12 protein-coding genes and 3 pseudogenes are annotated in these 12755 nt (G+C 71.9%); 10 read left to right on the forward strand and 5 right to left on the reverse strand.

Annotated features, from left to right (window positions below; genetic code table 11):
- Positions 1-24: 24 nt before the first annotated feature.
- The 6 genes and pseudogenes from V8690_RS39350 to V8690_RS39375 all read left to right on the forward strand — a co-directional run bounded on the left by V8690_RS39350 (position 25) and on the right by V8690_RS39375 (position 5621).
- A complete protein-coding gene (locus V8690_RS39350; protein WP_338785627.1) occupies positions 25-1722 on the forward strand; it encodes an amidohydrolase in 1698 nt (565 codons plus the stop codon).
- A gap of 205 nt (positions 1723-1927) precedes the next feature.
- A complete protein-coding gene (locus V8690_RS39355; RefSeq protein WP_338784802.1) occupies positions 1928-2455 on the forward strand; it encodes a toxin-antitoxin system HicB family antitoxin in 528 nt (175 codons plus the stop codon).
- A gap of 110 nt (positions 2456-2565) precedes the next feature.
- Positions 2566-3456 (forward strand): DUF4097 family beta strand repeat-containing protein, encoded by an 891-nt coding sequence (locus V8690_RS39360; protein WP_338784803.1) that lies wholly within the window; start codon positions 2566-2568, stop codon positions 3454-3456.
- 46 nt (positions 3457-3502) lie between these two features.
- Positions 3503-3964: pseudogene (locus V8690_RS39365) on the forward strand (ATP-binding cassette domain-containing protein); the annotation flags it as partial.
- Between the two features lie 189 nt (positions 3965-4153).
- Positions 4154-5383, forward strand: a complete 1230-nt coding sequence (locus V8690_RS39370; protein ID WP_338784804.1) for a cytochrome P450 — start codon at positions 4154-4156, stop codon at positions 5381-5383.
- Between the two features lie 4 nt (positions 5384-5387).
- Positions 5388-5621 (forward strand): ferredoxin, encoded by a 234-nt coding sequence (locus tag V8690_RS39375; RefSeq protein WP_338784805.1) that lies wholly within the window; start codon positions 5388-5390, stop codon positions 5619-5621.
- 21 nt (positions 5622-5642) lie between these two features.
- On the opposite strand, the gene V8690_RS39380 is transcribed toward V8690_RS39375, so the two are convergent.
- The 3 genes from V8690_RS39380 to V8690_RS39390 are packed head-to-tail and all read right to left on the reverse strand — an operon-like array spanning position 5643 to position 8286.
- The gene (locus V8690_RS39380) at positions 5643-6524 is read right to left on the reverse strand and encodes a metal ABC transporter permease (protein WP_338784806.1); all 882 of its coding nucleotides are present in this window, start codon (positions 6522-6524) and stop codon (positions 5643-5645) included.
- On the reverse strand, positions 6521-7369 hold the full coding sequence (locus V8690_RS39385; RefSeq protein WP_338784807.1) for a metal ABC transporter ATP-binding protein: 849 nt from the start codon (positions 7367-7369) through the stop codon (positions 6521-6523). The genes V8690_RS39380 and V8690_RS39385 overlap by 4 nt, the downstream gene beginning before the upstream one ends.
- A complete protein-coding gene (locus V8690_RS39390) occupies positions 7366-8286 on the reverse strand; it encodes a zinc ABC transporter substrate-binding protein (RefSeq protein ID WP_338784808.1) in 921 nt (306 codons plus the stop codon). The genes V8690_RS39385 and V8690_RS39390 overlap by 4 nt, the downstream gene beginning before the upstream one ends.
- Before the next feature lie 165 nt (positions 8287-8451).
- On the opposite strand from V8690_RS39390, the gene V8690_RS39395 reads away from it, so the two are divergent.
- From V8690_RS39395 to V8690_RS39405, 3 genes are all read left to right on the forward strand, one after another.
- Positions 8452-9144, forward strand: coding sequence for a PAS domain-containing protein (locus V8690_RS39395; protein WP_338784809.1), 693 nt, complete (start codon positions 8452-8454; stop codon positions 9142-9144).
- Positions 9141-10115: a pyridoxal-phosphate dependent enzyme gene (locus tag V8690_RS39400; protein WP_338784810.1), complete on the forward strand. Its 975-nt coding sequence runs from the start codon at positions 9141-9143 to the stop codon at positions 10113-10115. The genes V8690_RS39395 and V8690_RS39400 overlap by 4 nt, the downstream gene beginning before the upstream one ends.
- Positions 10116-10255: 140 nt before the next feature.
- A complete protein-coding gene (locus tag V8690_RS39405) occupies positions 10256-10615 on the forward strand; it encodes a cupin domain-containing protein (protein WP_338784811.1) in 360 nt (119 codons plus the stop codon).
- Between the two features lie 148 nt (positions 10616-10763).
- On the opposite strand, the pseudogene V8690_RS39410 reads toward V8690_RS39405, so the two are convergent.
- Positions 10764-11442, reverse strand: a pseudogene (locus tag V8690_RS39410) (VWA domain-containing protein); the annotation flags it as partial.
- Between the two features lie 69 nt (positions 11443-11511).
- Between V8690_RS39410 and V8690_RS39415 the strand changes: the two are divergent.
- Positions 11512-12102: pseudogene (locus V8690_RS39415) on the forward strand (SDR family oxidoreductase); the annotation flags it as partial.
- A gap of 4 nt (positions 12103-12106) precedes the next feature.
- On the opposite strand, the gene V8690_RS39420 reads toward V8690_RS39415, so the two are convergent.
- Positions 12107-12754, reverse strand: coding sequence for a lactate utilization protein C (locus V8690_RS39420; RefSeq protein WP_338784812.1), 648 nt, complete (start codon positions 12752-12754; stop codon positions 12107-12109).
- Position 12755 lies beyond the last annotated feature (1 nt).

The following is a 12755-nucleotide window of genomic DNA, read 5'->3' on the forward strand; positions in this document are numbered from 1 at the left end:
GTCACCGTGAGCGACACCGCATCCATGAGCGAAAACGCCCCCACCCTCGTCCTGACCGGCGGCCAGGTTCTCACCGTCGACGCCGGCTTCACCGTCGCCGAAGGCGTTGCCGTACGCGGCCGGGACATTCTGTCCGTCGGCAGCGACGCGGAGATGCGCGCCCTGGCCGGTCCCGGCACTCGGATCGTCGAACTGGGCGGCCGGACCGTGCTGCCCGGCATCAACGACTCGCATCTGCACGGAGCCGCCTACGGGATGACGAAGCCGCCGTTCGCCATCGACGTCGGCCATCCGGCGGTGGGTTCCCTCGCCGACATCGCCGCGGCCGTCGCCCGGGCGGCACGGGACGTCCCGGACGGAGAGTGGATCGTCGGCCTGGGCTGGGACCCCGGTTACCTCGCCGAGTGCCTCGCCGACCCGGGCCGCTTCCCCCATCGCCGGGACCTGGACGCGGTGGCGCCGGGTCACCCGGTCTGCCTGACCGACTTCTCCTCGCACATGGTGTGGGCCAACTCCGAGGCGCTGCGCCGCTGCGGCATCGACGCGGACACCACGCCCCCGCCCGGCGGCGTCATCGACCACGACCCCGATGGCCGGCCGACCGGCATCCTGCGCGAGGCCGCCGGGCGGCTCGTCCAGGCCGCCCTGCCCGCCCCCACGCTCGCCCAGCGCCGCCAGGCCATCCAGGGCGTGATCCGCGAGCTGCACTCCCGCGGCATCACCAGCTACACCGAGCCCGGCCTCGGCCCCGGCGGTGCCGGAACCCTCTTCGGCGGCCTGAGCACCGACAACTGGACCGCGTACGCGGACCTCGCGGCGAGCGGTGAACTCCGGGCGCGCGTCAGCGTCCTGCTGCTGCCCGCCCCCATGGGCGGCTCTGCCGCCGACGTCCGCGAGGGCCTGGCCGAACTGCGCCGCCCCGAGTCCGCCGACCCCCGGCTGCTGCGGGCCATCGGCGTCAAGATCTTCGGCGACGGAGTGCCGCCCAACCGCACGGCCTGGATGAACGAGCCGTACCCGGAGGGCGGTCACGGCGCCCTGTGCGTCCACGGCGACACCCCCGCGCTCCAGGCCGACGAACTGCGCGAGATGATCCGGGTCGCCCACGAGGCCGGTTTCCAGCTCGGCGTGCACGTCACCGGCGACCGCGCCATCGACACGGTGGTGGACGCCTTCGTCGCCGCCGACCGGGCCGCGCCCCGCCCCGACGCCCGTCACTACGTCATCCACGGCGACTTCGTCAGCCCCGGCAGCCTGGCCAAGCTCGCCGCGCACGGCTACGGCGTCAACATGAACCCCGCCATCAAGTGGACCGTCTCCGACCTGATGGACGAGGTCGTGGGCCCCGAACGCTCCGCCTGCCAGTGGCCGGTGCGCTCCGCGCTCGACGCCGGAGTACGGGTCTGCGCCAGCTCCGACGCGCCGATCACCGAACCCGACTGGCGACAGGGCGTGGCCTCGATGATGCTCCGCGAGTCCAGGGCCAGCGGACGCCCCAGCGGCCCCGAACAGTGCGTGCCGCTCGCCGACGCCCTGCGCGCCTATACCGCCACCCCGGCCTGGCAGGACTTCGCCGACGACTGGAAGGGCACCGTCGAGCCGGGCAGGGCAGCCGACCTGTGCGTCCTGGACCGACCGCTGCTCGGCCTCGACCCGCACGACATCACCAAGGTCCAGGTGGATCTCACGGTGTTCGACGGACGCGTGGTCTTCGAACGCTGAGCTTGCACCTCACAGCGCCGCCGACCGGCGGCCCGCTGTGCGTGACGCCACCATGGCGTCACAACGGCGCTGCTGCAAGCCACCTCGCTGTCATGTGGCGCCACGACACGCCAGATCAAGCAGGAAATGCCAGGCCGGCACCCGTCGTGCCAAGAAAGTGCCAATCTGGCTCGCCGTGATGCCATTTATGTGCCATCATGGCGCCATGGACCTCACGCCCTACGTCGACAACCTCCGGCACGAGCTCGCCGTCGCCGCGGACGCCGGCGGTGACGACGCTCGTGCCCTCGCCGAGCGGCTCACCGCACCCCTGGAGTCCGCCGCCCGCCTGACCCTCCTCAACGCACTGTCCGCCGCCATGGGCGAGGTCACGCGGGACTTGGCGCCGGGCTCGGTCGACGTGCGGCTGCGCGGACTCGACCCCGAGTTCGTGGTGACGCCGCCGCCGGCACCCGAGCCGTTCCGTGAGGTGCGGGAGCCGGTCGCGGCCCCCGCCCCCGCGCCGCCCCCGCCGCCCGCGGACGCCGACGACGGCGCCATGGCTCGGATCAACTTCCGCCTCCCCGCCCACCTCAAGGCCCGCGCCGAGGACGCTGCGGCGGCGGAGGGCCTGTCGGTCAACGCCTGGCTGGTACGGGCCGTGTCCACCGCCCTCGACGGCGGGGCGCGCACGAGCCCGCAGGGCCGCGGCAAGGACTCGGGCAGCCGGGGCTTCACCGGCTGGGTCCGCTAGGGCCGCCGGCCCGCCTCACCCTCACCGGCGGATCGCCGATCCCGCCGACGTGACTCATCACCCGCCCCACCGGCGGAATCACTCACCCAAGCCAGGAGGACGGGACAGTCATGCCTGCTTTCGACACCCCCGAACCGATCTCCGCCATCCTCGAGTTGGACGCCGGGGCCGCCCGCATCACCGCGGGCAAGCGCACCGACACGGTCGTGGAAGTGCTGCCGCGCAACGGCTCCGACGACAACGACGTACGTGCCGTGCAGCAGACCCAGGTCACCTTCTCGGGCGGCCGCCTCACGGTCAGGACACCCAGGAAGCGGGCCCTGTTCGGCAAGCCGGGCGCCGTCGAGGTGAGCGTCGAACTGCCCGCGGGGTCCGATGTCCGGGCCACGGCGGCCCTGGGCGGGTTCTTCTGCGAGGGCCGATTCGGGGGCGTCACGCTCAAGACCTCGCTCGGCGACATCCAGGCCGACGAGGTGGCCGGCGCGAACCTCAGGACCGACCTCGGCGACATCCGTCTGGCCCGCTCGACCGGCGACGTCGAGGTCATCGGCTCGGGCCGTATCGAGATCGGCACCGTCGCCGGCGCGGCGACCGTCAAGAACGCCAACGGCGCGACCGAGATCGGCGAGGTGACCGGAGGCCTGAAGACCAACGCGGCCAACGGCGAGATCTCCGTCGGCATCGCACACAGCAGCGTCGACGCCAAGTCCGCCAACGGCCGGATCGAGATCGGCGTCGCCCGCGCCGGCGTCGAGGCGATGTGCTCCAACGGCCGCATCCGCGTCGGCGACGTCACCCGCGGCCGGATCGACCTTCGCACCTCCGTCGGCGACCTCGAAGTGGGCATCCACGAGGGCACCGCGGCCTGGCTCGACCTGAACACCAAGTACGGCACGGTACGCAACGCGCTCGGCTCCGCCGCCGGCCCCGCGGACTCCGACGAGACCGTCGAGGTGTACGGCCGGACCTCGACCGGCGACATCATCATCCGCCGCGCCTGACTGACCGGGCGTACCCCCAACTCCCCATCCGGAGAGGAAAAGCGGCATGACTGCCACCCGGACCCCCGCGCCGACCGCCACGCACACGACGGCACCGGCCATCACCGCCACCGGACTGCGCAAGTCCTACGGCGACAAGCTCGTGCTCGACGGCGTCGACCTGAACATCGCGGAAGGCGCCGTCTTCGCCCTGCTCGGGCCCAACGGTGCCGGCAAGACCACCACGGTGGAGATCCTCTCCACGCTCATCGACGCCGACGCCGACGCCGACGCGGGCGAGGCCTGGGTCGCGGGCCGCCATCTGACCCGGGCCGCCGACGCGGTGCGCTCCGCGATCGGCGTCACCGGCCAGTTCTCGGCCGTCGGCAATCTGCTGACCGCCGAGGAGAACCTGCTCCTCATGGCAGACCTGCACCACCTCGACCGGAGGGAAGGCAAACGGCGGGCCAATAACCTGCTGCGCCGCTTCGACCTGTCCGACGTCGTGGGCAGGACCGCCGCCACCTTCTGCTCGGCACCGGGATCGGCTCCGGCGCGGCCATCGGACTCGCGTGGTGCGTGGCGCTCACCGTGGTCGGCCACCTGTGGGCGCGCCGCCCCTTCAAGACCGGCGCCAAGCGGTAACCACACCTGACTTCAGGCCACTTCACCCATCGCACCATCCACACCACCCGCCCGACGATCGCAGGAGAACCTCATGTCGTACGACCCGACGGCCGCCGACGCCACCGCCGCCGAAGAGCCCCCCACCCTGCCCACCGACCGGCATACCGGCTGCCCCTTCGACCCGCCCGCCGGACTCACCGCGCTGAGCGACAAGCCGCTGCGCCGCCTGCGCTACGCCGACGGACACATCGGCTGGCTGGCCACCGGACACGCCGCGGCCCGCGCGATCCTGGCCGACCCGCGCTTCAGCTCGCGCTACGAACTCATGCACCTGCCGGTACCGATGCCAGGGATGCCCCAGGAACTGCCACCGGCGCCGGTCGGCGACCTCACCGGCCTCGACGCCCCCGAACACACCCGCTACCGGCGCCTGCTCACCGGCAAGTTCACCGTCCGCCGCATGCGTCAACTCACCGAGCGTGTCGAGCGGTTAACCACCGAGTGCCTGGACGCCATGGAACAGGCCGGACCCACGGCCGACCTGGTGGAGGCGTTCGCACAGCCCGTGCCCGCGCTCATGATCTGCGAGCTCCTCGGCGTGCCGTACGCCGGTCGCGAGCGCTTCCAGAGCCAGGTGGCGACCGTCTTCGACCAGACGGCGGACGCGGAGGCCAAGGGCGAGGCCTATGCGGCGTTGCTCCAGTACCTGAACGAACTGGTCCTCGCCAAGCGCGCCGAGCCCACCGACGACCTGCTCAGCGATCTGACCACCTCCGACCTCACCGACGAGGAGCTGGCCGGAATCGGCGCACTGCTGCTCGCCGCCGGGCTGGACACCACCGCGAACATGCTCGGCCTCGGCACCTTCGCCCTGCTGAGCAATCCCGGCCAACTCGAGGCCCTGCGCGCCGACCCGGGCCTCGCCGAGCAGACCGTGGAGGAGCTGCTGCGCTACCTCAGCGTGGCCGATCCGATTCCGCGGGCAGCGCTCGAGGACGTCGAGGTGGCGGGCCGGCTCATCAAGGCGGGCGAGACGGTGACCGTTTCCGTGCAGGCCGCCAACCGCGACCCGCACAGGTTCCCCGACCCCGACCGGCTCGACATCCACCGCAAGGCCACCGGACACCTGGCCTTCGGCCACGGCGCCCACCAGTGCCTCGGCCAGCAGCTCGCCCGCGTCGAGATGACCGTCGCGTTCCGGGCGCTCTTCGCCCGCTTTCCCACCCTGCGCCTCGCGGTGCCGCCGCAGGAGGTGCCGCTGCGCGAGCGCTCCAGCATCTACGGCGTGGTCAGCCTGCCCGTCACCTGGGACGAGGAGTAGCCGCATGAGCGACCCACGACAGCCGCTGCGTCTCAGCGCCGACCGTGACCGCTGCGCGGGCGCCGGCATGTGCGCCCTGACGGCTCCCGAGGTCTTCGACCAGGACGATGAGGAAGGCCTGGTGGTGCTCCTGCACCCCGCGCCGGCACCCGAGCACCAGGCCGCCGCCCGGATGGCCGTCGGCCTCTGCCCCGCCGGAGCCATCGCCCTCGACTCGCAGGATTCCACGGCCCCGTAGCGACCGTGGCCGATCAGCGAGTCACGCCGCCCGCACCACCGTCCGCCGCGATCCCCACCGCCGGGTCCGGTACCTCCCGGTCACCCGGCACACCGCGTAGATGCCGAACGAGATCGTCGTGACGTAGGGGCTGATGGGGATGCTGCTGCCCAGCGCGAGCAGGATGCCGCCCTCGATCGAGGCCACGGCGAACAGCACGCTCAGCACGGGCAGCAGCACCGGCGACGCGGTGACGCGGGCGGCGGCCGCGGCCGGGGTGACGACCAGCGTGAGCACCAGCAGCGCGCCGACGACCTGCACCGACAGGGCGACCGCGAGCCCGAGCACCAGCATGAACGCGAAGGACAGCGTACGCACCGGCACCCCGCGTGCCTCGGCCACGTCCGGGTCCGTGCTGGCGAAGGTGAGCGGACGCCACATCACCGCCAGGGCGATCAGCACCAGCACGGACGTACCGAGCAGCCACGACATCTGCGGGGTGTCCACGGCAACGATCTGACCGGTGAGCAGCCCGAACTTGTTGGCCGCCCGGCCCTTGTAGAGGGCGAGGAAGAGCACGCCGAGACCCAGCCCGAACGGCATGATGATGCCGATCACCGAGTTGCGGTCCCGGGCCCGTGTCCCCAGCACCCCGATGGCCCCGGCCGCGAGGAGCGAACCGGCGATCGAGCCCACCACGATGTTCGCGCCCAGCAGCAGCGCGGCCGACGCGCCCGCGAAGGACAGCTCGCTGATGCCGTGCACCGCGAACGGCAGGTCCCGCATCAGGACGAAGACCCCGGCCAGCCCGCCCACGAGACCGAGTGCCACGCCGGCGATGAGAGAGTTGCGGACCAGGGTCAGCAGCTCGCCGTAGTCGGTGAAGTCGAAGATCTGCTGCCAGACCCCGTCGGCGAGCGTCATGCGCGCACTCCGTCCGTCTCGTGAACCTGCCCGGGATGGTGCGGCGGCGCGGCCGGCTCGTCGGGAGCCCCGGCGACGACGACCCGGCCCCGCACGCGCACCACGTCGACCTGTGTGCCGTAGAGCCGGGAGAGCGACTCGGAGGTCAGCACCTCGTCCGGGGTGCCGACGCGGTGGCCGCCGGGGGCCAGGTAGAGCACCCGGTCGACCAGCCCGAGCACCGGGTTGATCTCGTGTGTCACGAAGACCACCGCCGTGCCGTGGGAGCGGCGCCGGGCGTCGATCAGCTCGGTGACGGCCCGCTGGTGGTTCAGGTCGAGCGACAGCAGCGGCTCGTCGCACAGCAGGAGGCGCGGGTCGGTCGCCAGGGCCTGCCCGATGCGCACGCGTTGCCGTTCGCCGCCGGACAGCATGCCGAGCGGGACGCCGGCGTAGGCCGAGGCCCCGACCGACTCGAGGATCTCGTCCACGCGGCGGTGGATTGCGCCGGTGCGCAGGCGCGGGCCGAAGCGGTGCCCGTCGATGCCGAACCGCACGAGGTCCCGGGCGCGCAGCAGGGCCTGCGCGGACAGCGCCGCCTGTTGCGGGACGTAACCGATGTGCCGGGCGGCCTCGCGAGCGGACCGGCCGAGGACGGTCAGCGTCCCGGCGGACAGCGGCCGACGGCCCAGCAGCGCCCGTACGAAACTGGTCTTGCCCGCTCCGTTCGGCCCCAGTACGGCCAGGAACTCCCCGGGCCGTACGTCGAGGTCGAGACCGCTCCACACCGTGCGGTCGCCGTAGGACAGGGCCGCGCCGCGCAGACTGACGACAGGAGCGCCGTCCTGCCGGACCGCCGGGGTCACTTGGCCAGCGCGCTCGCGAGCGCGTCGACGTTGGCGGTCATCCAGCCGAGGTAGTCCTTGCCCTTCGGCAGGGTCTCGGTGACGGGCACGACGGGGATGCCGGCCGTCTTGGCCGCCGCCTCGGTCTTCTCGGTCTGCGGGCCGGAGGTCTGCTCGTTGTAGACGAGTGCCTTGACCTTCCTGCCGCTGAACAGGGCCAGATTCTGCTGGAGGATCCGGGGCGAGACGTCGTCGCCCTCCTCGATCGCCTCGCTGAACTGCGCGGGTGTCCTGTTCACCAGGCCGCTCGCCTCGATCATGTACAGCGGCACGGGCTCGGTGATAGCCACCGCCTCACCGCCGTGCTCCTTCTTGATCCGTGCCTCCTTCGCCTCCAGGGGCGCGAGCTCGGCCTTGAAGGCGGTGGCGTTGTTCCTGAAGGCGGCCGCGTCGGCCGGGTCGGCCTTGGCGAGGGCCGCGGATATGCGGTCGGCGACGCGGGCGATGGTGGGGAAGTCGTACCAGACGTGCTCGTTCAGCTCGCCGCCCTTCGGCGCGGTCCTGCCGGACACCCGCACCGCGTCGATCACCTCGGCGGAGTCGTTGTTGCCGCTCTTCAGCATGCGGTCGACGAAGTCGTCGTAGCCGCCGCCGTTCTCGACGACGACCTTCGCCTTGGACAGGGCCAGCTGGTTCTGGGTGTCGGCCTCGTAGGAGTGCGGGTCCTGGTCGGGGTCGCTGATGACCGAGGTGACGTCGACCCTGTCGGCGCCGATGCTGCGCACGATGTCGCCGTAGACGTTCGTGGAGGCGACCACGGGCACCTTGGCCGAGGCGCTCTTGGCGTCGGCGGAGTCCGACGAGCTGCCGCAGCCCGCGAGAAGGGCCAGTGACGCGCTGGTCAGCAGCGCCAGGCGGCGGGACGTGGACAGGGGCATGGCTCCTCCATGACGGATGTTCAGAGGGGTTGTCCGGCAGGCGCCACGCTAGATGGCAATGAATGTCAAGAGCGGGTTCTGGCCGAAGTCATGTGAAAACCATTGCCGATTATTGACGAAGGCTCTGGACTAGCGGTCCAGCTGCTAGACGTATAGTCTAGCTCCATGCGAGAGACTCTGGCCGCGGAACGGGACGCGATCCTGGCCGCGCTGACACCGGTCGTCGACGGGATCGCCGCGACCTTCGGGCCGGTCTGCGAAGTCGTGCTGCACGACTACCGGAACCCGGAGAAGTCGGTCGTCGCCGTGGCCGGATCGGTGACCGGGCGGACGGTGGGCGGTGCGATGAGCGAGATCGGCATGCACGTCCTCGCTCGCGGCGACGCGGCGGCCGACGAACTGAACTACGTCACCCGCACCCGCAACGGGACGCTGGTGAAGTCCTCCACGATGGTGCTGCGGGACTCCACGGGAGCCGTGTTCGGCGCGCTCTGCGTCAACGTGGACGTCAGCGCCGTCACCCAGGTCCACGGTCTGCTCGGCACCCTCGCTGGAATCGGCGCGGCCCCCGCGGAGCTGCCGACCACCACCTTCGGCAACGACATCGACTCCGTGGTCGACGCCCTCGTCGACGCCCACCAGTCGAAACAGCGCGGCAGCTGGGCGGAGCTCGACCGGGCGGAACGCCTGGAGCTGTTCGGCGGGCTGGACACCCGCGGTGTCTTCGCTGTGCGCGGCGCGGTCGAGCAGGTCGCCGCCCGGCTCGGCATCTCCCGCGCCTCCGCCTACAACTACCTCTCCCAGGCCCGGGCCGCCCACGACACGACGTCCGACACTTCCGCTGGAGGGCAAGCGTGACGACCACCCCACCGGTCACCCTCGACGACGTCCGGGACGCCGCAGCCCGGCTCCAGGGCGTCGCCCACCGCACGCCCGTCCTGCGCTCCCGCACCCTGGACGCACTCGCCGGTGCCGAGATCCACCTCAAGTGCGAGAACTTCCAGCGTGTCGGCGCCTTCAAGTTCCGCGGCGCCTACAACGCCGCCTCCCGTCTCGGCCCCGACCAGCTGTCCCGGGGCATCGCCGCCTACTCCTCCGGCAACCACGCGCAGGCCGTCGCCCTGGCCGCCCGCGAGCTCGGCACCACCGCCGTGATCGTCATGCCGGAGGACGCCCCGCCGTCCAAGCGGGCGGCCACCGCCGGCTACGGCGCCGAGATCGTCACCTACGACCGCTACACCGGCGACCGCGTCGCCATCGCCGAGGCCCTGGCCGCCGAGCGGGGTCTCGCCGTCATCCCGCCGTACGAGCACCCGCACATCATGGCCGGGCAGGGCACGGCCGCACTCGAACTCCTCGACGAAGTCGGGGAACTGGGGGCGCTGCTGACGCCGGTCGGTGGCGGCGGGCTCATGGCCGGCAGTGCCACGGCGGCCAGGGGCCTGCACCCGGACATCCGGATGATCGGCATCGAACCGGAGGCCGGGGACGACACCAAGCGCTCGCTGGAGGCGGGCCGGCGCATCAGCATCCCGGTGCCGCGCACCATCGCCGACGGACAGGCCCTGCACACTCCCGGCGAACTCACCTTCTCCGTCAACCGGAGGCTCGTCGACGACATCGTCCTGGTCACTGACGACGAGATCCGGGACGCTATGCGGTTCGCCTTCGAACGCCTGAAGATCGTCGTCGAGCCGAGCGGCGCCACCCCCCTGGCCGCCCTGCTCACGGGCCGCGCGGGCCCTCTCCCGCGCCGCGTCGGCGTCATCGTCTCCGGCGGCAACATCGACGCCGAGCGCTTCGCCGAGCTCTGCGGAGGTCGGGCCTGAGCGGGCGTTCCCCCGGTTGGCGGCCCCTGATGGACGGGCGGACGATTGAGGAGTAGGAGGCCGGCCGCCGACGGCGGTGTCCAGGGCCGCCGGGAGACCGGCCCCGGCCGCGGTGCACCGCGGCCTGAAGGGAGCGCGTCATGTTGGAAGTGAAGACGCTCGACAAGCCGGACGAGCGACGTGATTTTCCCCGCGGTCACATGGAAGCCGTCCACATGACGGATCTCGACTTCGCCGTGGCGACGTTCGAGCCCGGCTGGCGCTGGTCCGAGTCCGTGGGCCCGATCGCGGGCACCGAGAGCTGCCAGATGCACCACAACGGCTACGTCCTCCAGGGCCGCATGCGCATCCGCATGGACGACGGAGGCGAGGTAGAGGTCGGCCCCGGCGACGTCTACGTCATCTCGCCCGGACACGACGCCTGGGTCGTGGGCGACGAGCAGGCCGTGGTCTACGACTTCCAGGGACAGACGGCGAGGGAGTTCGCGAAGAAGGAGTAGCTCCGGACGGCCCGCACCGGCCCGTCACGCCGTGAGGACGACGTTCGCCCGCGCGTGCTCGAAATCCGGATACCGGATCGCCTCGGCCGCCTCGCTCAGCGGATACGTCCGCTCGACGACCGGGGTGATCTTCCCGAGGTCCGCTTGATCACACCGGCAGCAGCCGCCCCACCAGGGCGCTCAGCTGCCGGGCGGTGCGGCACTCGTGCATCTCGACCAGCTCGGCAATAGAGGGGCGCGGCGGAATCGCCCGTGCCCCAGAGCGAACGCTGCTCGGGGTTCAACCAGTAGACGCGGCGGGCCCGTTCGGCGATGCGCCGCACGGCCGGCAGGTTCGGGTCACTCCGGTTCGTGCGGGCGTCACCGAGGACGAACACGGTCGTGCGCGGGCCGACCGCGTCGCCGTAGCGCTCCGCGAACTCGCCCAGCGCCATGCCGTAGTCGCTGCTGCCGTGCCAGCCCGTGAGCCTGGCCTCCGCCTCGATACGGGCACTGAGCCCTTCCGGATCCGCCGTGCCGTGCCGGAGGAGTCCGGTGACCTCGTCGATCCGGTTGACGAAGGCGAACACCCGCACCTTGCTGAACTGGTCGTGCAGCGCCTGCACCAGCAGCATCGCGAAGTCCGGGAAACCGGACACCGAGCCCGACATATCGCACAGCAGTACCAGTTCGGGGCGGACGGGACGCCGTCTGCGCAGCACCGGCTTCATCGGCACCCCGCCCGTCGACAGCGAACCGAGCAGGGTCCGCCGCGGGTCGATCGTGCCCCGGGAGGCGCGACGGCGGCGGGCCGCGAGCCGGGTCGCCAGCTTGCGGGCGAGCGGCTCGCCCCAGCGGGTGCGGGCGGCCGTGGACCGGATGCAGGCCGAGGCGCCCCGACGCCGACCTGGTACCGAGCCGCCGACGTGACGACCGAAGAGGGGGCACGGCAGGCGCTGGACGCCCTGGGCCAGGTGGACGTCCTCGTCAACAACCTCGGCTCTTCGAGGCCGCGGACCCCCTGGAGATCAGCGACGAACAGTGGCGGCGCTACTTCGAGGTGCACGTCCTGGCCGCCGTGCGCCTCACCCGTCTCGTCCTGCCCGGCATGACCGAACGCGGCTGGGGGCGCGTCCAGCACACCGCCAGCGACTCGGCGGTCGTCATCCCCGCCGAGATGATCCACTACGGCATGTCGAAGACCGCCCTGCTCGCGGTGAGCCGGGGCTTCGCCGGGCAGGCGGCCGGCACCGGCGTCACGGTGAACTCCGTCATCGCCGGACCGACCCACACCGGCGGCGTCGAGGACTTCGTCTACCAGCCTTCGTCGACCGCGACCTGCCCTGGGACGAGGCCCAGCACAACACCGGCCGCAGTCGCTGCTCCAGCGGCTGATCGAGCCGGAGGAGATCGCCGACACGGTCGTCTACCTCGCCTCCGACCAGGCGTCTGCGACCACGGGAGGCGCCCTGCGCGTCGACGGCGGCTACGTCGACTCGATCCTGCCCCGAGTCACGCGTCGCCCACCAGGATCACCTCCAGCGTGCGCGGCCCGTGCACCCCCTCGACCCGGTCCAGCTCGATGTCACTGGTCGCCGACGGCCCGGAGATCCAGGTCAACGGGCGTGCCGGGTCGAGGCGTTCGAGACCCTGCGGCACGGACGATACGACCTGCCCGGGGACGCGCACGACACAGATGTGGTGGTCCGGGACGAGGGTGATCCGGCGCCGCCCCTGGTCGGGCGAGCCGTCCAGCACGATCGTCCCGGTCTCCGCGATCGCGACCGCACAGGCCGTCACCACGCTGTCCACCCGGTCCAGTTCGTGCGGCGTGCTCTGCGCCCGGTCCGCCACCCGCGTCACACCGGTCGCCGCCAGCCACCCCTCGTCCAGCCCGGGCGGCACGAGCAGTGAAGCCGACCCGCGCTTCTCCAGCAGCCCCGCGATCAGTCCGGCCAGCCCTTCGGCGTCCGTACGGTGCACGATCGCCCGGTAGTCCGCCAGGTTCTCGGCAAGCAGTTCGACGGTCTCCTCCACACTCCGGTCCCCGTGCTCACGCGCATAGTCACGTGAAACCGCCTGCTCGTACGGCAGGTCGTCCCGCGGTACGTCCGCCAGTGCGCGCCGCACCCGGCCCAGGATCCGCTCCCTGCTGTTCACT

Origin of the sequence: Streptomyces sp. DG1A-41 (genome assembly GCF_037055355.1) — a bacterium.
Taxonomy (GTDB): Bacteria; Actinomycetota; Actinomycetes; order Streptomycetales; family Streptomycetaceae; genus Streptomyces.